25 protein-coding genes are annotated in these 25362 nt (G+C 45.4%); 5 read left to right on the top strand and 20 right to left on the bottom strand.

The window, feature by feature from the left end; translation table 11 throughout:
- Positions 1 to 10: 10 nt before the first annotated feature.
- From mazG to rlmD, 3 genes are all read right to left on the bottom strand, one after another.
- Positions 11 to 823, bottom strand: coding sequence for a nucleoside triphosphate pyrophosphohydrolase (gene mazG, locus ELS82_RS10330; RefSeq protein ID WP_134835404.1), 813 nt, complete (start codon positions 821 to 823; stop codon positions 11 to 13).
- 220 nt (positions 824 to 1043) lie between these two features.
- Positions 1044 to 3263, bottom strand: coding sequence for a GTP diphosphokinase (gene relA / locus ELS82_RS10325; protein WP_134835403.1), 2220 nt, complete (start codon positions 3261 to 3263; stop codon positions 1044 to 1046).
- Positions 3264 to 3336: 73 nt separating this feature from the next.
- Positions 3337 to 4656 carry a 23S rRNA (uracil(1939)-C(5))-methyltransferase RlmD gene (gene rlmD, locus ELS82_RS10320; protein WP_134835402.1) on the bottom strand — a complete coding sequence of 440 codons (1320 nt, stop codon included), beginning with the start codon at positions 4654 to 4656 and terminating at the stop codon, positions 3337 to 3339.
- Positions 4657 to 4817: 161 nt separating this feature from the next.
- Here rlmD and barA point away from each other — a divergent pair, with 161 nt between their 5' ends.
- Positions 4818 to 7607, top strand: coding sequence for a two-component sensor histidine kinase BarA (barA, locus tag ELS82_RS10315; RefSeq protein ID WP_134835401.1), 2790 nt, complete (start codon positions 4818 to 4820; stop codon positions 7605 to 7607).
- Between the two features lie 3 nt (positions 7608 to 7610).
- On the opposite strand, the gene ELS82_RS10310 is transcribed toward barA, so the two are convergent.
- The 15 genes from ELS82_RS10310 to rpoE form a co-directional block, all read right to left on the bottom strand.
- Positions 7611 to 8813: a GGDEF domain-containing protein gene (locus ELS82_RS10310; protein ID WP_244230776.1), complete on the bottom strand. Its 1203-nt coding sequence runs from the start codon at positions 8811 to 8813 to the stop codon at positions 7611 to 7613.
- A 28-nt stretch (positions 8814 to 8841) separates the two neighbouring features.
- Entirely contained in the window at positions 8842 to 9018 is a 177-nt protein-coding gene (locus ELS82_RS27430; protein ID WP_341867181.1) for a hypothetical protein, read from the bottom strand.
- Positions 8993 to 9253, bottom strand: coding sequence for a hypothetical protein (locus tag ELS82_RS27425; protein ID WP_341867180.1), 261 nt, complete (start codon positions 9251 to 9253; stop codon positions 8993 to 8995). Before ELS82_RS27425 ends, ELS82_RS27430 begins: the two co-directional genes overlap by 26 nt.
- A gap of 131 nt (positions 9254 to 9384) precedes the next feature.
- Positions 9385 to 10530 (bottom strand): hypothetical protein, encoded by a 1146-nt coding sequence (locus ELS82_RS10300; RefSeq protein WP_244230775.1) that lies wholly within the window; start codon positions 10528 to 10530, stop codon positions 9385 to 9387.
- Between the two features lie 160 nt (positions 10531 to 10690).
- Positions 10691 to 11071: a holo-ACP synthase gene (gene acpS, locus ELS82_RS10295; RefSeq protein ID WP_134835399.1), complete on the bottom strand. Its 381-nt coding sequence runs from the start codon at positions 11069 to 11071 to the stop codon at positions 10691 to 10693.
- 5 nt (positions 11072 to 11076) lie between these two features.
- Positions 11077 to 11808 (bottom strand): pyridoxine 5'-phosphate synthase, encoded by a 732-nt coding sequence (gene pdxJ, locus ELS82_RS10290; protein WP_134835398.1) that lies wholly within the window; start codon positions 11806 to 11808, stop codon positions 11077 to 11079.
- Complete coding sequence (gene recO, locus ELS82_RS10285) at positions 11805 to 12530, bottom strand: DNA repair protein RecO (protein WP_038211178.1); 726 nt, start codon at positions 12528 to 12530, stop codon at positions 11805 to 11807. Before recO ends, pdxJ begins: the two co-directional genes overlap by 4 nt.
- A gap of 152 nt (positions 12531 to 12682) precedes the next feature.
- Complete coding sequence (gene era / locus ELS82_RS10280; protein WP_134835397.1) at positions 12683 to 13660, bottom strand: GTPase Era; 978 nt, start codon at positions 13658 to 13660, stop codon at positions 12683 to 12685.
- Positions 13653 to 14330, bottom strand: a complete 678-nt coding sequence (gene rnc, locus ELS82_RS10275) for a ribonuclease III (protein WP_134835396.1) — start codon at positions 14328 to 14330, stop codon at positions 13653 to 13655. The genes era and rnc overlap by 8 nt, the downstream gene beginning before the upstream one ends.
- A 148-nt stretch (positions 14331 to 14478) precedes the next feature.
- Positions 14479 to 15375, bottom strand: coding sequence for a signal peptidase I (gene lepB / locus ELS82_RS10270; RefSeq protein WP_134835395.1), 897 nt, complete (start codon positions 15373 to 15375; stop codon positions 14479 to 14481).
- Positions 15376 to 15592: 217 nt separating this feature from the next.
- Complete coding sequence (gene lepA / locus ELS82_RS10265) at positions 15593 to 17386, bottom strand: translation elongation factor 4 (protein WP_134835394.1); 1794 nt, start codon at positions 17384 to 17386, stop codon at positions 15593 to 15595.
- A gap of 126 nt (positions 17387 to 17512) precedes the next feature.
- On the bottom strand, positions 17513 to 17983 hold the full coding sequence (locus ELS82_RS10260) for a SoxR reducing system RseC family protein (protein ID WP_134835393.1): 471 nt from the start codon (positions 17981 to 17983) through the stop codon (positions 17513 to 17515).
- Positions 17980 to 18945: a sigma-E factor regulatory protein RseB gene (rseB, locus tag ELS82_RS10255; protein ID WP_134835392.1), complete on the bottom strand. Its 966-nt coding sequence runs from the start codon at positions 18943 to 18945 to the stop codon at positions 17980 to 17982. The genes ELS82_RS10260 and rseB overlap by 4 nt, the downstream gene beginning before the upstream one ends.
- Complete coding sequence (locus ELS82_RS10250) at positions 18942 to 19556, bottom strand: RseA family anti-sigma factor (RefSeq protein ID WP_167489290.1); 615 nt, start codon at positions 19554 to 19556, stop codon at positions 18942 to 18944. The genes rseB and ELS82_RS10250 overlap by 4 nt, the downstream gene beginning before the upstream one ends.
- Positions 19557 to 19581: 25 nt before the next feature.
- A complete protein-coding gene (rpoE, locus tag ELS82_RS10245) occupies positions 19582 to 20160 on the bottom strand; it encodes an RNA polymerase sigma factor RpoE (RefSeq protein ID WP_004415624.1) in 579 nt (192 codons plus the stop codon).
- A gap of 406 nt (positions 20161 to 20566) precedes the next feature.
- On the opposite strand from rpoE, the gene nadB reads away from it, so the two are divergent.
- Positions 20567 to 22180 (top strand): L-aspartate oxidase, encoded by a 1614-nt coding sequence (nadB, locus tag ELS82_RS10240; protein ID WP_134835390.1) that lies wholly within the window; start codon positions 20567 to 20569, stop codon positions 22178 to 22180.
- Positions 22181 to 22208: 28 nt separating this feature from the next.
- Here the strand turns inward: nadB and ELS82_RS26905 are convergent, their stop codons facing one another.
- Positions 22209 to 22607, bottom strand: coding sequence for a protein YgfX (locus ELS82_RS26905; protein WP_244230774.1), 399 nt, complete (start codon positions 22605 to 22607; stop codon positions 22209 to 22211).
- On the bottom strand, positions 22576 to 22836 hold the full coding sequence (locus ELS82_RS10230; protein ID WP_004415630.1) for an FAD assembly factor SdhE: 261 nt from the start codon (positions 22834 to 22836) through the stop codon (positions 22576 to 22578). The genes ELS82_RS26905 and ELS82_RS10230 overlap by 32 nt, the downstream gene beginning before the upstream one ends.
- A 201-nt stretch (positions 22837 to 23037) precedes the next feature.
- Here ELS82_RS10230 and ygfZ point away from each other — a divergent pair, with 201 nt between their 5' ends.
- The 3 genes from ygfZ (at position 23038) to ELS82_RS10215 (ending at position 25319) form a co-directional block, all read left to right on the top strand.
- A complete protein-coding gene (ygfZ, locus tag ELS82_RS10225; protein WP_134835389.1) occupies positions 23038 to 24006 on the top strand; it encodes a tRNA-modifying protein YgfZ in 969 nt (322 codons plus the stop codon).
- Positions 23999 to 24475, top strand: coding sequence for an aminoacyl-tRNA deacylase (locus ELS82_RS10220; protein WP_134835388.1), 477 nt, complete (start codon positions 23999 to 24001; stop codon positions 24473 to 24475). The genes ygfZ and ELS82_RS10220 overlap by 8 nt, the downstream gene beginning before the upstream one ends.
- A gap of 637 nt (positions 24476 to 25112) precedes the next feature.
- The gene (locus ELS82_RS10215) at positions 25113 to 25319 is read left to right on the top strand and encodes a DUF1107 domain-containing protein (RefSeq protein ID WP_004415633.1); all 207 of its coding nucleotides are present in this window, start codon (positions 25113 to 25115) and stop codon (positions 25317 to 25319) included.
- Positions 25320 to 25362: the final 43 nt, after the last annotated feature.

Raw genomic sequence — 25362 nt, 5'->3', positions numbered from 1 at the left:
GAGTAGCGAGTTATTCGACTCTCTTCTCTAACGCTTCTTTCGCTTTCACTTGATCCCAGAAGCTATCTAACTGTTCTAGATTAAAATCAGTCAGTTGTTTGCCTTGCTCTGCCACTATTGCCTCTACCCCCTTAAAACGTCTGGAAAACTTTAAGTTGGCTTTGGCCAGTGCCACTTCTGGATCTTTACCCAAATGCCTCGCTAAATTTACGGTAGCAAAGAGTAAATCGCCAAGTTCCAATTCGACTTTATTCTCATCGACTGAGACTTGCAGTGCCTCTTCCATCACTTCTTCGATTTCTTCTTGAACCTTGCCAACCACTGGCCCTAACGAATCCCAATCAAAGCCAAATTTGGCACACTTTTTCTGGATCTTTGTAGCACGAGAAAGTGCCGGTAACGAAGCTGGTACTGAGTCTAGAATACTTTGTTCTTGTTTGCCTACTTTGGCCTTCTCTTTGGCTTTTTCCGCTTCCCAATTGGCATTTATTTGCTCGTCATTCTCAAACTTGGTATCAGAAAACACATGCGGATGGCGACGAGTTAATTTTTCATTGACGGTCTCAACCACTTCGGAAAACTCAAACAGTCCTTGCTCTTTGGCCATCTGGCTATAAAAGATCACTTGGAATAGTAGATCGCCCAGCTCCTCTTTAAGATTCGACCAGTCACGATTTTGAATCGCATCCACCACCTCGTAGGTTTCTTCGATGGTATACGGCACAATAGTGTCAAAGTTCTGTTTGATATCCCACGGACAACCACTTTCTGGGTCACGTAGTTTCGTCATAATCTGTTCTAACTGTTCGATTGGGTGACTCATTTTCCTTCTTCCTTTAAATCTTCTATCTAAAGAACTTTCATTCAAATAAAAAGGTGAGCGGCCAAAACCACTCACCTTTGTTATATGTTGATCAATTCTCTAAATAATTGAAGCTGTAGCTAGGCGGCAAGCGAGCGAGACTCCTGAGCATAGCTTGCCTATGTGATGGAGCGAGTGAGCGCAGGCAACAACGCTATCAGCTTCAAGTATGACGAGAATTTTAGCCAAGGCGTTTAACGCTCATTACATCCTTGATTTGTTCTACACGCTTAGACACTCGAGTTAAGATCTCAACGTTAGTCACTTCCAAATCAAAGTCCATGATCGACATTTGTGTACGGTAGTCGACACGATTCTTCATACTGGTGACTTTGATTTTTTCATTGGCAAACAAGGTAGTAATGTCTTTTAGCAAGCCACTACGCTCCATTGCTTCTACGCGCACCGTCAAAATGTATGAACCTACAAAGCCGCTGCCCCATACCGTATCGATGATACGTTCTGCGGCGTGATGTCTTAGCTCTTCAAGCTGTTCACAATCAGCACGGTGAACAGATATGCCTCGACCTTGGGTAATGTAGCCAGCAATTTCATCACCAGGGATTGGCTGACAACAACGCGCTAGGTGGGTCATTAGGTTATCGACACCTTCTACCACCACCGCGTCTTTCTTCGGTCGGCTTTGAGCTGGCGCTTTATTGACAGCCTCTTTGAGCTTCTCTAACGCTTGTTGGTCTTCTTCTTCCGCCGTAGGCTTGTTCACCAGCGCGTTGATGTGGTTAATGATCTGGTTAATACGCAAATCACCGCTGCCGACCCCTACATAGAGTTCGTCAGGGGTATTCATATTGAAGCGCTTAAGACCATATTGCTCGGCATCTTTTAAGGTAGCACCAATCTTGGTTAGCTCTTGCTCTAGTATTTCTCGACCAGCTTCTAGGTTTTTCTCGCGGCTTTGGGCACGGAACCACGCGTTAATCTTGGCACGAGCGCGACTTGACGTAACAAAACCAGTCGATGGGTTTAACCAGTCACGTGATGGGTTTGGCTCTTTGGCAGTGATAATCTCGACCTGATCACCCATTGCGAGTTTATGAGTAAACGGAACAATACGGCCTGCGACTTTGGCACCGATACAACGGTGACCAACCATAGAGTGGATATGGTAGGCAAAATCGAGTGGCGTCGCGCCCATTGGTAGGTCGACTACATCGCCACGCGGGGTAAAGGCGTAGACACGATCATCAAACACCTGACTGCGCAGCTCATCAAGCATTTCGCCTGAATCGGACATCTCTTCTTGCCAATCAAGTAGCTTACGTAGCCAAGTGATTTTCTCATCATAACCACTACGGCCGCCGCCACCTTCTTTGTATTTCCAGTGTGCGGCTACCCCGAGCTCCGAATCTTCGTGCATATCTTTAGTACGAATTTGGATCTCGATGGTTTTGCCTTCAGGGCCTAAAATGACAGTGTGGATTGACTGGTAGCCATTAGGTTTTGGATTAGCCACATAGTCATCAAACTCACTTGGTAGGTGCTTGTATTTAGTATGCACAGTACCTAGTGCGGCGTAACAATCTTGCAATTTGTCAGCGATGATACGCACCGCACGCACATCAAATAGCTCATCAAAGGCTAGGCCTTTTTTCTGCATTTTGCGCCAGATGCTGTAGATGTGCTTTGGACGACCACTCACTTCAGCATTGATAGAGGAGGCCTTCATTTCCGAAGTTAAGTCATCAACAAAATCTTGGATGTACTGCTCACGTACAATACGGCGCTCAGAAAGCTGCTTAGCAATTTGCTTGTAGGTATCTGGCTGTTGGTAACGGAAAGCGTAATCTTCCATTTCCCATTTTAACTGACCAATGCCGAGGCGGTTCGCTAGCGGCGCGTAAATATTGGCACACTCTTTTGCTGCCGCTTCACGCACTTCTTCTGGCGCTTTTTTCACTTCAACTAGGTTAGCAATACGTTCCGCTAGTTTGATTACCACGCAGCGGAAATCGTCTACCATCGCCAGTAGCATACGACGGACATTATCCACTTGAGCAGACGCTGAACCGCCTTCCATAGTGACGTTCAATTGGCCAAGAGCAGCCATCTCTTCAACGCCATCAATCAGCTTGATGGTCTCTTTGCCAAAGTCTTCCTCAAACTGTTCTCTGTCGTAAGCACCGCTCGTCACCAATGGGAACAACAGCGCCGCCACCAGCGTCGCTTTGTCCATTGAAAGCGTGATGAGGATTTCGATCATTTCACGGCCACGCCATAGCAGCAGTGGTCCTTGATCGTTGCCTTCTAAAATAGCCTCGCCACGTAAGTAGACTTCTTTGAGACGTTTAGCCACTTTAGGTTCTTGTTCTAGACTAGCAATCCACTTATCTAGCTCAAACTGTTCGTCTTGATTTAAATGTGCGCTTCTTACCGCAACCATTATTTTCGTCCTGTTATTCTTTTTATATTCGACCTGCTCCGCACTCAGTTTTCCATGTCCGAAGCAAGTTCGTTTAATCCTTTACAAATAGCGCCATCGATTCTAAATGACTGGTATGCGGAAACATATCGAGCATACCTAATTTTTGTAACTTGTAGCCTTGATTGAGCAAGCTTTGTGAATCCCTTGCTAGGGTAGCAGGATTACATGACACATACACAACTCTGGATGCTCCCAGCTGAGAAATGTGCTCAATGATGCCACTTGCTCCAGCTCGTGCTGGGTCGAGAAGAATTTTATCAAATTTTTCTTGAGCCCAAAGCTGACCAGAGAAATCTTGCTCTAGGTTGGCCTGATGGAAAGCAGCGTTACTAATACCATTCACTTTGGCATTGTCTTTAGCTTTATCGACCATCGCATCGACACCCTCAACGCCAATCACCTGCTTCACTTTCTGCGCCATCGGCAAACTGAAGTTACCTAGGCCACAAAACAGGTCAAGCACACAATCCTGCTCATCAAGCTCTAACCAATCTAGCGCTTGTGCCACCATTGATTGGTTTACCTTCTGATTGACCTGAATAAAGTTATTTGGTTCAAACGGAATCGTTACGCCAGCTTCAGTATAATTGGCAGACTCACCCACCACACGGTTAAGTTGGTCACTTTCCGGCATTAAGTAAAGCGTTGCGACATGTTCTTTAGCTAACGCCTCTAAGCTCTGCTGATCGCTCTCTTTTAACGCTTTCAAGTGACGTAGAACAATCACGTTGGTGTTGTCCCCTTTCACCAACTCCACATGACCTAGGCTTTCTTGATTAGAAAAGCCGCTCAACAGTTGATGCAGTGGTACAAGCAAAGCATCAAGGTCGCTATCTAGCACTGGACAATGCTTCACTGTAACAATGTCTTTGCTCTGTTTTTTACGAAAGCCAAACTCTAACTGGCGAGTTTTCTTATTCAGTTTCAAGCTCACTCGCGCACGGCGACGATAGCCTTTAGCATCACCAATGACTGGCGCTTCTAATTCTATACGTTGGCCAGCAAATTTACTCATTAGCTGACCAAGCGTTTGTTGTTTGTATTCTTGTTGAGGCTCAATGGCCAAATGCTGCATATTACAGCCACCACACTCGTGGTAATGTGGACAAAATGGTTCTATACGTTGCTCACTTGGCTTTTGAATCTTGATTAGATTTGCTCGGCCAAATTTACTTTTGCTTTCCGTTAACTGAGCCAGTACTTGCTCACCTGGCAGCGCACCTTCAATGAAGATCGGCTTGTTATTTTGGTAAGCGATACCTGCACCATGGTGATCCAACTTCTCAATCGTCAAAGATTGATGTTTAGTATTGAGTTGAGTTTTCTTCTTTGGTTGGAAAAAACGCGCCATGCTATGTGCCTATTTTAATTGCTCTAATTACTGTTCAGGTTCCACCTTTTGTACCTGAATCATTGTCTGAGCCGACTGAGTTGATTATGCTTAGTATTTCGACGGCTTCTTTTAGTTTGGAAGTTATTTTCCCATATCCACACCACGATGTTTAGACAATAATGACAAGATATGGCTTACGTGCCCGCGTTATTACACTTACCTTAGCGCCAACACTAATTATCGGACTGCTCCTGAGTGCTTTTTTCTCTTTCAATCGCTATCACGATCTTGAAAAGCAGGTAATCAACTCAGGACTCAGTATCATTGAGCCGTTGGCCATCGCCAGCGAAGAAGGGCTTAAAAATAATAGCCGAGAATCGGTTCGCCGTATCATCAGTTATGCACATCGTAAGAACTCCAAGTTTGTTCGAAGTATTGCCGTCTTCGACTATAACCACGAGTTGTTCGTCACCTCGAACTTCCATCCGAATTTTGAGCTATTAACTTTTCCAAGAGATGAGCCTATTCCGCTGTTGGTAAGCTCAGTGCTGAAAGAAAATACACTGATCCTGCGCGCACCTGTCATCGCCGAGTCAGGACTGGTGGCCACCATCAAAGGTCAAAGTAACAATCCAGCCTTAGGTTATGTCGCCGTAGAGCTCGACCTGTCATCATTGCGACTGCAGCAATACCAAGAGATATTTTCCGCATTCCTCGTACTGCTGATCGGCCTAGGACTGTCTGCGGTATTTGCTCATCGCTTAATGCATGATGTGACGCGGCCGATTTCTCACATGAAGAACATGGTGGACCGAATTCGTCGCGGTCATTTGGATGTGCGAATTGAAGGTAAGATGCATGGTGAGCTCGATTCACTGAAAAATGGTATCAACTCTATGGCGGTCTCTTTGTCGGAGTACCACGTTGAGATGCAACACAGTATCGACCAAGCGACTTCAGACTTACGTGAGACTCTTGAACAGCTAGAGATTCAAAACGTTGAGTTAGACATTGCTAAAAAACGCGCTCAAGAAGCAGCGCGTGTTAAGTCTGAATTCTTAGCTAACATGTCTCATGAATTGCGTACACCACTCAATGGCGTGATTGGTTTTACCCGTCAGATGCTCAAAACCACACTGACCAATAACCAAACTGATTACCTGCAAACCATCGAGAATTCAGCGAATAACTTACTGAATATCATCAATGACATTCTCGACTTCTCGAAACTAGAGGCAGGTAAGCTAGCGCTAGAGAACATTCCGTTTGATTTCCAAGCCTCTCTCGAAGAAGTTGTCAGCCTACAAGCCACCAGCGCCCATGAAAAAGGCCTTGAACTAACACTGAAGATAGATCCTAAGATCCCAGCGGGATTAGTGGGTGACCCACTACGTATTCAGCAAGTTCTCACCAACCTGGTCGGTAACTCAATTAAATTTACCGTACGCGGCAATATCGATATTAGTGTTGAACTGCGTTCGCAGAAAGAAGATTCGGTCGAGCTACAGTTCATGGTTAGAGATACGGGTATCGGCATTTCCGAGCGTCAGCAATCTCAGCTATTCCAAGCCTTCAGTCAGGCGGATGCGAGTATCTCTCGCCGCTATGGCGGTACTGGCCTTGGTCTAGTTATCACCCAGAAACTCGTTAGCCAAATGGGCGGCGAAATCAGCCTAACCAGTCGCCTCCACCAAGGTTCAACCTTCTGGTTTACCCTGCGCTTATCTTCAACCGATATGCCAGTTAGCGACTTAATCGAGACCCAAGTATTGCAGCAACGTTCTCTGCTTCTGGTAGAGCCAAACATGCAAGCGGCATCGGTCATTCAACAAACCTTGGTACAGGAAGGCTTGATCGTTACCTATCGCTCATCTCTGCCTGATGAGTCTGAAAGTTACGACTATGTGCTTCTCAATCTATCACCAAATAGAGAGAACGACGTTGAAACGGTTCAGGGATGGGTTGAGCATGCAATGAGATGCGCTTCTCACGTGGTGGTCGGCACACCAAGTACAGCGTTAGCTCTCTCAGATCACTTGATTCAGAAATACCATATTCACTGTATTACTAAGCCACTGTCGCGTAGAAAACTCCTGCAGACCCTTGCAGCAAATCAAGAGAGTGTGCCGCTATTAGAGAGTCCTTCACAGAACAACGAGACTTTGCCGTTGACGGTTATGGCCGTAGACGATAACCCAGCGAACTTAAAACTGATTAGCGCCCTGCTGCACGAAAGGGTAGATAGCGTTGTTACGTGTACCAATGGCCTTGATGCAGTAAAACAAGCTGAAGTTCAGCATTTCGATATTATCTTGATGGATATTCAGATGCCGCATATGGATGGTGTCACCGCTTGTAGTCAGATTAAACAAACAGAGCTAAACAGCAATACCCCTGTCATTGCGGTGACTGCCCATGCGATGAGTGGCGAACGTGACCGCCTATTGTCTGCAGGGATGGACGATTACCTCACCAAGCCAATTGAAGAACATGTGCTGCAACAAGTATTGATGCACTGGAATCCGCATACAACTAAGCAAGATTTAGAGAAGCTGGATTTATCCGTTAGCTCCGCCGTGATTGAACACCATGAGGAAACTGCCGCTCAAGAGAGTCACAGCAATATGATCATTGACTGGCAAGCGGCACTGAAACAATCGGCCAATAAAGAAGATCTCGCTCAAGATATGCTACAGATGTTGGTTGACTACATCCCAGACGTCAGCGCCATTGTGGAAGGGGCACTAGAAGATGATCATTTTGATACCGAGCAATTGATTCACCATGTACATAAATTGCATGGCAGTAGCTCTTACTGTGGTGTTCCTCGCTTGAAAAACGTCTGTGCCACGATTGAAAAAGAGCTGCGCTCTGGAGCAAGCATCGAAGATATCGAACCTGAGCTGTTCGAGTTACAAGATGAAATGGAAAAAGTGGTGGCGAGTGCAAGGCCATACTTAGAAAATTAGACGCTACCGGAGCGTATCAGGCTGGTAAAAACGAAAGCTGTTTTTACGAGATTGCTTAACCGCATACATCGCCTGATCCGCTCTGTGCACTAACTTTTCAATATCAAGCTGTGATGAATCTTCAATAGCGATCCCAATACTGCAACCGACAGAGACCAACTCCTGATTGTACATCGATGGCTGATTAGCTAATTGAATCGCTTGAGCGGCGATGTCTGCGAGCAACGTCTTATCTTGATGCTCTAACACGAAGTAGATGACAAACTCGTCGCCACCAATTCGCCCTACAACACCTGGCACGCTGCTATTTGAGAGCAAGTCAGAAAATCGATGCGCGATTTGCATCAAAATCATGTCTCCCGCCGCATGGCCATAAGTGTCATTGACCTGCTTAAAACCATCTAAGTCCACCAACAGTAACGCAATATATTTACTGGGGCCGATGGCTGCTTGAATGTATTTTTCACAGCCCAGACGGTTCTTTAATCCGGTCAAAACATCCTGCTGAGCGAGATTACGGTAATACTGCTCCCAATGCTCAATCTGCGCTCTTAGCTCCCGCTCTCGGATAATTGCTTGTCGTGAGCTCTCGATAAATGAATTAACACTATGCACGACCACACCTAACTCATTTTCACGATTCTCTTTATCAATGGTGATCGTTTCAATCTTACCTGGTGTGATTGAATACAGTGAACGAGACAGCACAGTTAAAGGGCGACCGACAATTCGCTCAAAGACAATGATCAATGCAATGACTGTGACCAAAAACTGGATCACAACAAACAGCACCTGATTGAGAACCTGTGCTAATGCTGATTGTTGCAGTGCTTGCTCATTATTGTGAATGTACAAGGTACCTATGGGGTCACCATTGGTTGGTGAATGAAGAGAGTATTGGTTGGCACTTTCCCACAGGTTTTCTTCATCAACGAGTGTAAGGTTCGAAGAAAATGATACGCCATCACTGCCTTGGATAAGCACAGCATCGATTTCTTCATGCAGTAACAGTGCGCTAATGACTTCTTCCGCAATTTCAGCATTGTTGACATAGAGCGCAATAGCGGCCGAACTGGAGAGGGAAAGCACCAATTTGTGTTCAAGATCTTTATGTCTTTGGCCTTCTTTATTGAGACCAACAGGGATCATCACGATCAACACTATGCTCAAATAACACAGTGCCAAAATGGATACGATCTTTAGCATCCTAGTCGATAATGATCTTAGTCTCGGCTTACTCATTAATTTCTAAAACCACCTTAATTCCTGAATTAACAGCAGGGCGCTCTGAGGTATAACCAATCGCCTGAGGGTTCGCTAGCAGTTTCTCAAAGACACTAGAGTCAGACTCAACTTGCTCAGGTGCTTGCATACTGCCGGAAAATTTAAGCTTGGCCCAATAAGCATTCACTTGGCTCTCTCATCTGTGCCACACTCTCGAAAAAGCGCCGCCTAACCTCCCCTTTTCGGTCTATGACTTGGTTTATGTACAAGCTATCCAGTACTTTAGTGCGTCCCAAATAAATGTCCGCGATATCGGCAGCTTCAAACACACTGATTTGGCTTTGTTCACTGACGACAATAAACAACCCAGCAGCCGAATATGGAGTAAACAAGAGTAGTAGAAGGCTTAAATACTTTTTCATATCGCCTCCTAGAATATAAAGTTCAGATTGATGGTATAAACTTGTGCATCCCTTCCCTCACCAAAGACAGAAGGGTTCGATGCCCACAAGCCATATCCAAACTCATTAATCTTGACGTAATCCACCTGAGCTTATAGTGCTAACTGAGGTAACAGGTCCCAACGAACGCCGAGTGAATAGGTACTTTGATCAATGCGTACCGAATTAATCCCTACCTCGGCCCCTGTCTGAAGTAAGGAAAAGGATGGATTAACTGCCCCCCAATCTAAACTGCTGGAATAAGGGGAATGGCTAGGATTGAATAGCCCATACATGAAATAGGGCGTGATGTTATCAAGGCTATAACCGACTAACGCATAGCCCCCACTACCTTGAGGGATGGAAGATTTGTCAGCGTAGATGTGAAACAGCTCTGTTTGTAGCGTCCAAAGACCATCAAAATAGAGCATCGCCAGCTGGTAATAATCAACGGTTTCATCATCTAGCGTCATAGCGTCATACGCTTGTGCAGCTTCCTCACTCACCCCAGGAATGCCTAGCATTGAAACCTGCTGTAACTGACTTTGGAGAGCTTGAATTGATGCCCCTTGCTTAATCGATAAAGAATCGACGTTAGCGTAGGAGGCTTGCCACTTCCAATTGCCCTGCATCACTTCAAAAGAGGCGCTCAATACCCCTTTAAGCTCAGCAGTATAATCATCGTTTGTTTGGGCGATTTCGCCACTTTGATTGTTATTACCGTACTCAAGTTTCAATGACCAATTAAATGCTGGGTTATTGGATAGATAACTGACCCCAAAACCGTCGAGTGAATTAAATACAATGCCACCATACAGCTCTTGAGATGGCCGTACCCATAAGTAGCCATAATCTATATATCGACTGTCCGCTGCCGCGTAAGCGCTTACCCCAACCCTACCGACTCGGAAGTTCCAATATTGGTTTGGCACATAGCGAATAAATGCTAATTCAGTCAGCTCATCAAAGTCGTGTTTAGTACTGTTATCGAGTAACCATTGAGTGGTGAATGACCATTGGTGATTAAAGCTAGCGTCCAACTGAAGACCAAAGTTAGAGTCGGTTAACCATGAACCATTGTCATTAATCTCTGCTGTCTGAGTAATGTCACGTCGATAGGCGAGTTGGTCCTCATCTTCATACGCATAACCTAATGTACCAAAGCCCGATACTGACCAATCCATAGCTACTGTATGAAAACTAAACAATAGCACGCTAACAGCTAGAGCAACTCTTGCCGCTATCGGTTTTCTATCCATATTGAGCAATCCTTAGCAACAGAGCTGCAAGCACTAAACATGAGGCGTAGTGATAATAATGCTTTATCTAATCACTATAAATTATTGACCAAAAATCAGACTAAGGAGGGAAGATGCCAAAAATAAAAAAAGCGACCTAAGGTCGCTTTAATCAAATGGGTTAGTTTTCGAGTATGACTGTCGCCATTGCATAATGCCGTTCATCGGAAATGGAAAGGTGGATGTGATTCACTCCTTTCAGCTCAGCAAGCTCAAGTGCTTTGTTAGACAGGCTCAACTTAGGCGCACCAAGCTCATCATTGGCAATGGTAAAATCGTGGAAGGTAACACCAAGCGCAATACCAGTACCTAACGCCTTTGATGCCGCTTCTTTCGCGGCGAAGCGTTTCGCTAAAAAGCGCCCTTGCTGCTTTAAGCCAGCAAAAATCTCAAGTTCGACCTCGGTCAAAATACGCTTTGCAAATGCTTCACCGGAGCGAGCGAGCGCCTTTTCGACTCGCTCGATCTCAGCTATGTCTGTTCCTAAACCAACAATCGCCATAGTGCTTATTTGCGCGCTTCAACCATGATGGCTTTCATATCAGCCACTGCTTTATGCAAGCCGTCAAACACTGCGCGACCCATGATCGAGTGACCAATGTTTAACTCAAAAATTTCTGGAATTGCCGCAATGGGTGCAACGTTGTGGTAAGTCAGACCATGACCCGCGTTAACCGTAATACCCAGGTCCGCAGCGTAACTTGCGCCGGCAGCGATCTTTTTCAGCTCGTCTTGCTGATCTTCTTCAGTTTCAGCGTCTGCATAGTGACCGGTGTGAAGCTCAATAAATGGCGCACCACACGCTTTCGCTGCATCAATTTGCTCACGATCAGCATCGATGAACAGTGATACTTTAATGCCCGCTGCCGTTAGAGTTTGAGTCGCCGCTTTGACCTTTTCTAGGTGACCTGCAACATCAAGACCACCTTCAGTGGTGAGTTCTTCACGTTTTTCAGGCACCAGGCATACGTACTCAGGTTTAGTCTTCAGTGCAATCTCAACCATTTCTTCGGTAACAGCCATTTCTAGGTTCATACGCGTTTGTAGCGTCTCACGTAGAATGCGAACATCACGGTCAACAATATGACGGCGGTCTTCACGCAGGTGAATTGTAATACCATCAGCACCCGCTCGCTCAGCAATTTCTGCTGCATGTACAGGATCAGGATACTTAGTACCACGCGCGTTACGTAGCGTTGCAATGTGGTCGATATTTACACCTAGGTAGATTGAGCTCATTTTCCAATACTCCGTGCTCGGGGAATCATCGACATAAACAATTCCCTGCTTTTTAATGGTTTGCCGCCAAGATACGGCTTTAATGCTATACGTGTAAAGCGTTTTGCCGCTTTGAGTTGTTCTTTTGTGGTAAATCGACGTTCACTGATAGCGATCAGCTCGTCACCTCTAAAGGTCAGGTTGTCATGACGTACTGAAGCGATAAATCCTTTCTGCTCTCGGTAGCGGTAAGTCATTCCGGGATCAATAGGTTCGCCACTACCGGCGCAGTGAAGAAAATCGACCCCATAGCCCATTGCCGATAGCAGTGCTAGCTCAAAACGCCTTAACGCAGGCTCAGGATTATCGGCCTGAGCAAGCTCTGTTAGTGCGTGCAAATAGTCATGAAACAGAGCAGGCATCGCCACCTCCGCCATCAACACTCGGCCAATTAACTCATTAACGTACATGCCTGAGTAGAGGTTAATGCCCGTTAACGGTAAACCTAAGCTAATGGGTTCAGCTTGGCGCAAGGTCTTCATCGAACCATTTCCCGACCACTTAAGTAGCAATGGGGTAAAAGGCTGAAGTGCACCTTTAAGATTCGAACGTTTACTGCGAGCACCTTTCGACATTAAGGTGACACGGCCATACTCCTCACTAAACACATCGAGAATTAAGCTCGATTCGCTATAAGGGCGGCGGTGTAACACAAAGCAGCGCTGTAAACCTTCAGAGGACATAGAATTTGCCAGACAAATATGAAACCAATATTAACGAGAGATGACTCTCTCGTATCTTAAATAATTACTAAATAATCAGCATGATACAAATAAGAAGCCGACCGGCTCCTTATTTCGTATAACTTGGAGCGAAGCATTTAGCCTCGCAAACCTTATAGATCGTCGATATAGCCAAGAGAGCGTAGTGCACGCTCGTCGTCTGCCCAGCCCGACTTCACTTTAACCCAAGTTTCTAAGTAAACCTTACGGCCAAACAGCTCTTCCATATCTAGGCGCGCTTCACGACCAATCGTCTTGATCTTTTCGCCACCCTTGCCAATTACCATTTTCTTCTGACCATTACGTTCAACAAGAATCAAGGCATTGATGTGGAAGCCGTCGGTGTCCGGGTTGTAGTCGAAACGCTCGATCTCAACCGTTACCGAGTATGGAAGCTCTTCGCCGGTGAAACGCATTAGCTTTTCACGCACGATCTCTGACGCCATAAAGCGTTGAGAACGGTCTGTCACATACTCTTCTGGGAAGTGGTGCGTCGCTTTAGGTAAGTGCTCGCGTACATGTTTACGCAGTACATCAATATTCTTACCATGTTTCGCTGAGATTGGCACAACATCAACGAATTCCATCTTCTTCGACATGTCCATCATGTGAAGCATGACTTCATTGCGATCTTGTACGTTATCAACTTTGTTGACACACAATACCACTGGGAAGTTCGATTTCTGCAGTTTAGTAAGAACCATCTCATCATCGGCAGTCCAATGCGTACCATCCACTAGGAAGAACACAAGGTTCACATCACTCAGTGATGAGTTTGCTGCACGGTTCATTAAACGGTTAATCGCACGCTTCTCTTCGATGTGAAGACCAGGAGTATCGACATAAATCGCTTGGTAATCGCCTTCAGTATCCACACCCATAATGCGGTGACGAGTTGTCTGAGGCTTACGTGAAGTAATCGAAATCTTCTGACCCAAAATACGGTTTAGAAGGGTCGATTTACCTACGTTAGGGCGACCAACGATCGCGACAAAACCACAATGCTGATTTTCTGGTGAGGTAGCTTGCTCGCCACCTGATGAGAAAAACGCATCAATATCAAATTCGTTGTTATCCGTTGAATCAGTCATTGGTTAATTGCTCTAGTGCTAATTCAGCAGCCGCTTGTTCTGCCTTGCGGCGGCTGGTGCCTTTACCAATAACAGGCTGTCCAATACCTGCCACTTCGCACGAAACCGTAAATTCTTGGTTGTGTGCTTCACCTTTAATATTAGTCACTGTGTAAGCAGGTAGCGGCTTTCTTCGACCTTGAAGGAACTCTTGTAGGCGAGTCTTCGGATCTTTTTGTGATACACCCGGCTTGATTGCATCAAGGCGCGTCTTGTACCAGCTAAGAATAATGCCACGAACCACTTCAATGTCGCTGTCTAAATAGATAGCGCCAATGATGGCTTCCACAGCGTCGGCAAGAATTGAATCACGACGGAAACCGCCACTTTTTAATTCACCTGGACCTAATTTTAAGTGATCTCCTAGTTCGAATTCACGACCTAGTTCAGCAAGCGTATGACCGCGAACAAGTGTCGCGCGCATACGGCTCATGTCCCCTTCGTTTACCTTAGGGAAACGGTGATAAAGATCATCAGCAATGACAAAACTTAAAATTGAATCGCCCAGAAACTCAAGACGCTCGTTATGTTTTCCATTAGCGCTGCGGTGTGTCAGCGCTAAACTGATTAGCTCAGCATCATTAAACTGATAGCCGAGCCTCTTCTCTAGTTTTGGTGTAGGAGAATTCATGCTCTCTCAATAATTTGTGTTCATTCTCAAAATAGTTGAAGTTGTAGTTAGGCGACAAGTAAATTCAGCCCTATGAGCATAGGTATTCTATGTGATTAGGGTGAATTTACGCAGTCAACAACGCTACAGCTTCAAATATGAAGAGAATTTAGTTAATGCCACCGATGCGGTTAAAACGCACACCAGTTGGAATCCATGAAGGTAATACGCTATCTTCGCTACGCTCAAATTCGAAGCTGATCCAGATAGCCACAGCCTTACCTACAAGGTTTGCTTCCGGAACAAAGCCCCAGTAGCGACTGTCAGCGCTGTTGTCACGGTTATCACCCATCACAAAGTACTGACCTTCTGGTACAACCCACTCATTAACGCCATTGCGTGGTTGATACAACTCAACGCGATCACGACGTAGCGGATTAACCAAGATTTGGTGCCCAGTTTCACTTAATTGCTCATCTAACTGAATCAGAGGGATACCATTTTGGATAAACTGGCTTTCTTCTACATTCGATAGTTTCACTGGCTTACATACGTTTTCGCCAGGAGACTGAATACAGATTTCTTTTTTGCTGTTGTAGCGAACCGTATCACCCGGTAGACCAACTACACGCTTGATGTAATCGATACTTGGCTGAGGTGGGTATTTAAATACCACGGTATCACCACGCTCAGGTTTACCGGTTTCAACCAGCTGTGTACGCCACACAGGGTCTTTCAGACCGTAAGCGTACTTCTCTACCAAGATGAAGTCACCCACCAGCAATGTTGGCATCATAGAACCAGATGGAATTTGAAACGGTTCATAGATAAAAGAGCGCAATACGAGTACAGCCGCGATCACTGGGAAAATAGACACGCTATTTTCAATCCACCACGGTTGAGTCTTCACCTTTTCAAGAACAGCGGCATCTAAACCATTGGTTTGCGCTTCGACTTCCGCCACTTTGGCTTGGCGTTTCTTTGCAAAGACCAGCTTTTCTAGCACCCAGACAATACCCGTTACCAAAGTAACAATCACAAGGATGAGTGAAAATGTGTTCGCCATTGACTTCCCTTATCTCAAAAATACGAAAGTGAAAGAGCCGAAACCCTTCCACTTACTCATTGAATTTAATTCTAATAATCCCATAAATAGTTGGCGTTACAGCTAGGCGACTAGCAAACTCAGCCCTATGAGCATAGGTGTACTATGTGATTAGGGCGGCCGGCGAACCGGTGAGTTTGCGCTGGCAACAACGCTGTAGCGTCAAATATGACTGGGATTAGTCTTTGCCTATGTGAAGAATTGCTAAGAACGCTTCTTGAGGCAGCTCTACGTTACCGATCTGCTTCATACGTTTCTTACCTTCTTTCTGCTTCTTCAGTAGCTTCTTCTTACGACTCACGTCACCACCGTAACACTTCGCGATTACGTTCTTACGCAGCTGTTTCACTGTTGAACGCGCGATGATGTGGTTACCGATCGCTGCCTGAATAGCAATATCAAACATCTGGCGAGGGATGAACTCTTTCATCTTCTCTACTAGCTGACGGCCACGAGTTTGCGACTGATCTTTGTGAGTGATCATCGCTAGGGCATCAACCGTGTCACCGTTAAGAAGTACATCAACACGAACCATGCTCGACGCTTCAAAACGTTGGAAGTTGTAGTCCAGAGATGCGTAACCACGTGACGTTGATTTCAAACGGTCAAAGAAGTCGAGTACCACTTCTGCCATAGGAATATCGTAAGTCACTGCAACTTGGTTACCGTGGTAAACCATATCAACCTGAGTACCACGTTTCTCAACACATAGTGTGATTACGTTACCTAGGTAGTCAGATGGTACTAGGATGTTACAGCGAGCAATTGGCTCACGGATTTCTTCAATATCATTAACTGCTGGCAGTTTAGCCGGGCTATCAACGTAAAGAGTATTACCGTTAGTTTCTTCAACTTCGTACACTACCGTTGGCGCTGTCGTGATCAGGTCTAGATCGTACTCACGCTCTAGACGTTCTTGGATGATCTCCATGTGTAGCATGCCAAGGAAGCCACAACGGAAACCAAAACCAAGCGCTGCTGAGTTTTCTGGCTCATAAAATAGCGATGCGTCATTCAGGCTTAGTTTACCTAGTGCATCACGGAAGCTTTCGTAATCATCAGAAGAAACCGGGAATAGACCCGCATATACCTGAGGTTTTACTTTTTTAAAGCCTGGTAGCGCTTTATCACTGCCGTTTTTAGCCAGTGTTAGCGTATCACCCACCGGTGCGCCTAGAATGTCTTTAATACCACAAACAACCCAACCTACTTCACCAGTACGTAGCACATCAGTATCTACTTGCTTAGGCGTGAAAATACCAAGACGGTCTACACCCCAAACCTGACCTGTGCTCATTACTTTGATCTTGTCATTCTTCTTAAGAACACCGTTCTTAATTCGAACCAGAGAAACAACACCTAAGTAGTTGTCGAACCATGAGTCAATGATCAATGCTTGTAGCGGCGCTTCAGGATCACCTTCTGGTGCCGGAATCGCAGAAACAATGTTTTCTAGAACGTCATCAACACCGATACCGGTCTTCGCACTACAACGAGTGGCTTCCATTGCATCGATACCAACGATTTCTTCAATTTCTTCTGATACACGCTCAGGATCTGCAGCAGGAAGGTCAATCTTGTTTAGGATTGGCACAACCTCTAGGTCCATTTCAATCGCTGTGTAACAGTTAGCAAGAGTTTGAGCCTCTACACCTTGACCAGCATCAACTACTAGCAGAGCACCTTCACACGCCGCTAGAGAACGAGAAACTTCATAGGCGAAGTCAACGTGCCCCGGGGTATCGATGAAGTTAAGTTGGTATGTTTCACCATCTTTTGCTGTGTAGTTAAGCGTCACACTCTGTGATTTGATTGTGATACCACGTTCACGCTCTAGATCCATGGAGTCTAAAACCTGTGCGGCCATTTCACGGTCGCTCAATCCACCACATACTTGGATTAAACGGTCTGATAGGGTCGACTTACCATGGTCGATGTGGGCGATAATCGAAAAGTTACGAATGTGCTTCATGATTTGGTGTGACTAAACTCTTATAAATAGGGACAAGAAAGCCGTTAGTTCGCTCTGATTTATTACATTGAGCGACGGCATTTCAATCAAGTTGGCAGATTCTACCCAATTTCTAGCCGCTTCGCACTAGCTAATTGGTTCGCCCAATATCCTTAATAATATGACTTGCTGAGAAGATTGCTGCTCTAATCGCGCAGATAATCTCTTGGCGAGATAAATACCCGCAACCGTAGCAAGGGCAGAAGATAGAATCACGATGCCTTCTCCTGCGGCCAAAAGTGGAGCGATCCACCATTGTGCAATGAAAGCGCCAAGGATCATGGCAAAGAGTGGGACAAGATAAACAACCGCCGCGGATTGCAATATGCTCTTTTCTGGCAGGCCGATTTCAACCACCTGACCCGGCTTAACTGACTTGTCAGTGGTTAAATGCCAACTGAGAGATTTATTCCCTACCGCTTTGGAGACGATGCCGGTTCCGCAACTTTTTTGCGAAGAACAACTGCTACAACTGGTTTGCTGTTCGCACGCTAACTCTACGTCAAACCCCTTTGAAAGAGGTTTAACGTGAGCAACCGTTGCCAGTGCGGTCATCATTGTGAATCACTCACAGGATTGGCAAATTTGACTGATTGAGCAATACGTTTTGCTGTCGCAGGAGGAACATCACCAATCACTGAGATTTCATGCTCACCACGGACAAAGCTGTGCAACGTACGACGACCTTGGCGAACCAGTTGGCCTTTCAGCGATAGGTTATCACTCTGAGAAATGTAAACCGAGAAGCTAAATAAACCGTCACTGTACATCTGGCTTTCAACCATACGATCAGTGTCATTCATGCGGTAGCGGTTCAGCTCTTTCGGTTCAAAGCCATTTGGCACCCAAGCAACTGTCCAGTGTGCATTTTCAACTTGCCCTTTTGGCAGTGACAACACTTCTGGCAACTTCACTTGGTTTAAACCACTGAGCGCTTGCTCAATTTTCTCATTCACATTGTAAGAAATAGTTCGATATTGCTCTAACACCTCACCATCGCGATCAACCAGATCGGCACGCAAAGGTAATTTGCTGCCTTCATCGACCCATAAAACGTACGAATAACGTTGGCCATCTTTTGGCACCACTCTTAGCACCTGACATGCCACGCCAGCTTCACGCGCACGTCCAACTTGAACGAAGTCGTAAAAGTTTTTTAACTGGCTAACGTCTGAATTTAACAATGGAATCGTTGGCGCAACCATGTTGCCCGACTCAATAGTGAAAGGTTCAACGCCAGGTTCAAGATAGCTAATCTCATCACCACGACGAATCACCTCACGAACAGGACCGCTCAAATAGATAAGGTGTGCAAGCTGCTTATCTTCAGATACTGCATGTCGATACAGCAATGGCTCAATGCTGTTTTTCTTTATCAGTATGTAAGACAGTTCATAGTTAAGGTGCTGACTTGCCTCGTTCATTTGATACAACAAAGCCTCTGCAGCGTTATCTTCTGCAAAGGCTAATGGTGTGTTCAAACTGAACAGTGTCAGCGCACTGATCAGAAATTTCTTCATTCAACTACCGTTTCAGGATTATCACTACTTTCAATAGTATTTTCACTATTTAAGCGTAGTTGTAATTCGTAGTCTCGTAGCATCGCATTTATGCGACGACGTTGTTCTTGTACATTCACTTCGCTAGAACTTTGCTGTTCAACCGAAGAACGCGTTAGGCTAACAGGCTCTGCGCTACCAGCAAATGGGATCGTTTGAAGAACAGGCAATGTTTCTGCCGCAGGTGAACTTGGATCGCTGCCACCATATTGCTGCACACCTAAGATCACCGCCAATGACACACACGCCGCCATCGCGACTTGGCCAAATTGGTTCAACCAAGCAGGTAATTGCTTACGCGCTTGTGCAGGTGTCGGCTGTGATTCAACACGACGATGCTGTTCTAACTGAGTTATTGTGGAGTGCGCAGGCTCATCATCGAGCGCTAACGCGACGCTTTCAGCAATATTCCACTCCGGTATCTCCGGAGCCTCACCACGCATTACATCACCAATTAAATGGTAGTTTTGCCATGATTGTAGGCTTTCTTGGTCTTGCTCTAATTCAGTAATCAGAGCCTTATCAACCAACTCTCCATCCATGAGTGCTGAAAGTTTCTCTTTGTCAGCCATTATTTTCACCATTAATGTTACTGGTCTAGCGTTGCAAAAGGGGTTGAATCTTTTTCTCAACCGCTTCACGAGCACGGAAGATACGCGAGCGCACCGTTCCTACAGGGCAATCCATAACCGCTGCTATTTCCTCGTAGCTTAAGCCATCAAGCTCTCGCAACGTCATTGCGGTTTTTAAATCATCAGGCAGTGCTTCAATCGCACTGAAAACGACACGTTTCAATTCATTGGACAACGTTAAGTTCTCAGGGTTCGATATTTCTTTTAATGCACTACCCGTTTCGTAATATTCAGCATCTTCAGTATCCACATCTTGAGCGGGAGGCCTACGCCCTTGAGCTACAAGGTGGTTTTTTGCAGTATTAACGGCAATCCGATATAACCAAGTATAGAAGGCACTTTCACCACGAAAGCTTGGTATCGCTCGGTACGCCTTAATAAATGCTTCTTGCGCTACATCGGGAACATCACCAGGATTATTCACATAGCGAGAAATAAGGTTGCAGACTTTGTTTTGGTACTTTGTCACCAACAAGTTGAATGCTTGCTTATCCCCATTCTGAACTCGCTCAATTAATACTTGATCGGTCAGCTGCTCGTTCATTCGAGCGGGTACTCCTATTGTTATTAGCCCCGGTCTTATCAGACATGAGCATTAATTATGCAAAATGTAGTATTGACACCACTGCTTACTTGAGCACTATTGTGACCTAGCAAATAAATATAAGTTCAAAAATTCTTCAAACAAATTTTACACAGTGATGCATTGTGCTACCTCTGATCCCGATTGTGGGGATCACAGCCAAGAAAAGCAATGCTCTTTACGAAGAATTGCACTCAATGCAAAGCCATTCGCGCAGTGTTACTATAGCGAATTGACTCTCACATTTTCAGAGTCGCATTGGCAAATCTATGACAGGTTTATGAGCGGGATCGCTCAGTGACCACGACGCGAGTTTTTAAGTAAAGGGCGTCAGTGGTACAAATTAACTCGGGAATTTAAAAGTTTTATGAACGCAAACCGTGAACATCAGTGTGATGTGTTAGTGGTAGGTAGTGGCGCAGCAGGTCTATCGTTAGCGTTACGTGTCGCAGAACATGGCAAAGTCATCGTACTCAGCAAAGGACCACGTAGTGAAGGAGCAACCTACTACGCGCAAGGTGGTATTGCAGCGGTATTTGATGAATCAGACAGTATCGAGTCTCACGTTGAAGATACGCTGATTGCCGGTGCGGGTCTGTGTGAACAAGATACGGTCGAATTTATCGCTAAGAATGCCAAAGAGTGTGTTCAGTGGTTAATCGATGGCGGTGTCCCTTTTGATCGCGAAGAGAACGATAGCGACGAAGCACCTCGCTACCACCTTACGCGTGAAGGTGGTCATAGCCACCGCCGTATTCTGCATGCCGCAGATGCCACTGGTATGGCGATGCAAACCTCTTTGCAAGACAATGTGCACAACCACCCTAATATCACCGTACTTGAACGTCACAATGCGTTGGATTTAATTACCGAAGATAAAGTCGGCGGTGACAGCAACAAAATTATCGGCGCTTATATTTGGAACCGTAACCAAGAGCACGTTGAAACGGTACGCAGCAAATTTGTCGTGTTAGCCACTGGCGGCGCGTCTAAAGTTTATCAATACACCTCTAACCCAGATGTTTCTTCTGGTGATGGTATTGCAATGGCATGGCGTGCAGGCTGCCGTGTTGCGAACCTCGAATTCAACCAATTCCACCCGACTTGTCTCTACCACCCTGAAGCGCGAAACTTCCTGCTAACGGAAGCACTGCGTGGTGAGGGCGCCTACTTGCGTCGCCCTGATGGCTCGCGATTTATGCCCGACTTTGATGAGCGTGAAGAGCTCGCGCCTCGTGATGTCGTGGCCCGCGCGATCGACTTTGAGATGAAGCGTCTCGGTGCAGATTGCATGTACCTAGATATCAGCCATAAGCCAGCTGATTTTATCGAAAAGCATTTCCCAACTATCAATACTCGCCTGCTCGATCTTGGTATTGATATGACTAAAGAACCGATTCCTGTCGTCCCTGCGGCGCACTACACCTGTGGTGGTGTGATGGTTGATAAAACAGGTCAAACCGATTTATCTCAACTGTATGCAATTGGTGAAGTGAGTTATACCGGCTTACACGGCGCTAACCGCATGGCGTCAAACTCGCTACTTGAATGTGTGGTTTACGCGTGGGCAGCGGCCAATGACATCATTGCCAACCTTGAAAACGCCTCGTTCCCACCAACCCTTCCAGCTTGGGATGAGAGCCAAGTAAGTTGCTCAGATGAGGAAGTCGTTATTCAGCACAACTGGCATGAGCTGCGTCTGTTTATGTGGGATTACATGGGAATCGTACGTACCGATAAGCGATTAGAACGCGCGCTGCGTCGTATTCAGTTATTACAACAAGAAACCCACGAGTACTACAGTAACTTCAAGGTATCAAACAACCTATTAGAGCTGCGCAACCTACTTCAAGTTGCTGAGCTGATGGTTCGCTGTGCAATGGAAAGAAAAGAGAGTCGTGGCCTGCACTATACGCTCGACTATCCAGAGCTAGCAAAAGAGAGCCGCCCGACGATTCTTGTTCCTGACAACAGAGGTTAACCCTCAAGTAATATGACCAAAAGGGAGCCTAGTGCTCCCTTTTTAGCATGACGATCAAGTCGCGATACTGTTTTTCGCTCATACTATCTCGCCACAGCAAGACGCGGCTGTTGTCATCATGAACAATCAATAATGCTGCGGGAGAGAGTGCGAACACAACACGCTTAATGGGGATTAACGAACGATCTAGTTGGTACTCTTGCGCCGACAAAAAGGTCACATCACCAAGCAAGGCTGAAGCAAAGAAACCAGATTTGATCGTCACGGTCATGAGCAGATAAATGCTTGGGAACACTGCAACAAGCGGTAAGTCAGATAGGATGACGAATGAACTGGCCAATACCAGAATAAGGTAATTGGCCAGTAGAGAAAGGTAAGAATGAGTTAGGCGAAACCTAGCGCACTTTACTGAGGTTATGAGCGACAATCTTATCGACCATAGAAGCATGACCTAAGTTTTCACTGCGGCCATGACCCATTATCCAAGTAAACAAATCTGGATCATCGCACTCTAGCAGTGAGACAAAATCTTGTTGCTCATTTTCTTTAAGGCTTTCAAAACACTCTTCAAAAAACGGCATGATAACCACGTCGAGTTCTAGCATTCCACGACGACACGCCCATTTGATACGCGCTTTTTGTTCTGCGGTATACATTGTAATTCCTCACCTAATCGGTTGATTTGCGCCGAGTGTAACAAGCAAATTGCTTTGCAACTAGTACGCCAGTCACACTCCCGAGCAAGGTCAGCATTTTCGCTAACTTTATCGGATTTAATCACGCACTACGCTAAAGGTTGTTTATCAATGGGATTAGGCGATAACATACGTCTATTCAGATTCTATTAGGTAACGATCATGGATTGGCAAAAAGACTTTGCTCCTATACAGCTAGCATCAACGGACTCACTGCCAGAGCTGGCAATTGCACCTCTAACGACTTGGGGAGCAATCACACTCATTGGCGACGACAAGAAATCATATCTCCAAGGGCAAGTGACTTGTGATGTTGTGACTCTTGATGAGCAATCATCAACGTTTGGCGCTCATTGTGATGCAAAGGGTAAGGTTTGGAGTGTATTCCGCTTATTCCACCATAATGGTGGCTACGCAATGTTCCAGCCAAAGTCATTGATCGACAAAGAGCTTGCGGAACTTAAGAAATACGCCATTTTCTCTAAAGTTGAGTTTGCCCATAGTGATGAAATCGCACTTGGCGTGATGGGCAGTAACGCCACCGCTCTAGTTGACTCCCTTTCAGAAGAGACTGGTGATGTGCGTCGTGTAGAGGGTGGTAGCGCAGTTAAGATCGATGATCAGCGCTGGTTACTATTAGTCACAGAAGCCTCTGCACAGCAGATTGTCGCGCAAAGTAACGCGAGCAAAGTATCGGAAGATTTATGGACGCTACACGATATTCAATCGGGTACTCCATTACTTAACGCAGAGCAGCAAATTGAGCACATTCCTCAAGCGATTAATGTTCAAGCTGTGGACGGCATTAGCTTCAAAAAGGGCTGTTACACCGGCCAGGAAACCGTCGCTCGCGCCAAGTATCGCGGTATGAATAAACGTGCCCTATTTATTGTCCAAGGTAACGCTGACAAGAATATTGATGACAATGCAGAGCTAGAACGTGCCGTGGGTGAAAACTGGCGTAGTGCGGGTAAGTTACTTGCGAGTTACCGCTTTACAGATAACGCCGCGCTGGCATTAGTGGTATTGCCGAATAACCTCGACGATGACGTTCAATTACGCTTAAAAGATCAACCAGAAAGCTCATGGACCATCGCTGCGCTACCATACTCGTTACAAGACGATGAATAATTCATTTTCCACCCATATCACTCAATACTTAGAGGCGCAGCAGGTGGCTTTTCGCCTGCTTCCGCATCAGACGCCAGCGACAACGATTGAAGATGCCGCAGCTCAGCGCGGCATCCGCCCAGAGCAAATGGTCAAGTGTATTGTGCTTAGAGATATGAGTAATCGCTACGCCATCGCTTGCGCGCCCGGTAATCAATCGGTTGATCCGAAAAAAGTCCGAGCATTGCTGAACTGGCGACGGATGACCTGCGTATCCATGGAGCAAGTCGCAAGTTTGACTGGCTACCAAATAGGCACCGTGGTTCCTTTGCTGCTCCGCACACCAATGGAGATCATTTTTGATCAACAAATCTTAAATGAACCAGAAGTCACCATCAGCAGTGGCTCTAACATGGCAGGGGTTGCCTTGAACTGTGCTGACTTGATCGAGTTATGCCAACCTAAGATCGCAGCAATCTGCCGCGATTAAACTATCAGGCTAACCAATTTACGTTAGCCTCATCTGTAAAAATTACATAATGTTGCATAAAAAATTGATCATTTTCGCATCATATAAGATATTCAATCAAATTATTATTCAATTTAAAAGCATATATAGTCACAGGGATTTTTTTGCAGTATTCTAATCTCGTTGGTTAAAGTTCAAGCAAAATATGTTCATTCTGTTTGGCACTCGTTTGACAGTCGGTATGTAACTCTTAAGCGACGTGTAACCTTCTCCAACAAAAAAGTGAATCCACTGATTGTTTCAGGACATCCACTTTTTGTGTAATGCATCTGTGACTATTCGCCCGCGTAGCTATGCGGGCTTTTTTTTGAATAAATTTACCGAAAAATCACATCTAATAAAAAAGTTAAACTATTCTTTAAAGTAACCGTCACAAAGATAAGGCTTAATAGTGCTCGTTCTCCCCAACGAGTTCAATAACTAGAATATAAATGGGGTAACTATCACAATAAAATGGATATTTATCCGTAGATTTGTCTACGACAACACAAATATCCAAAAACTCAGTTTCTACTGCATATTCCACCACCATAATCACATAAATTCAGGTGGATAATTCGTATAATTTGCAGTGCTTGCTAAACATAAGGACAAATGTATGAGACTGTTTAAGCGCTATACACCAGGTATGATTGCTAAACACATTAGTCGGCTATTCAAGGGAAGAATTTACATCTATGGCGTAGGTAAATTTGAGTTCGATAATGGCAAATTGATTTTGCCAGAAAGAGCAGAAACGCGTCATTTTAAAGCGGTTAAGGAAATCAACAAAGAAGTCATGAAACTCCGCTGCGCTTACGCATAAAGAATTAGAAAGGGTTGGCAATTGCCAACCCTTTTAGTATCTA

It is taken from the genome of Vibrio ouci, from assembly GCF_004551525.1.
GTDB lineage: Bacteria > Pseudomonadota > Gammaproteobacteria > Enterobacterales > Vibrionaceae > Vibrio > Vibrio ouci.
The sequence above is the reverse complement of the archived record's forward strand: the minus strand, read 5'-3'. Positions and strand labels throughout refer to the sequence as shown.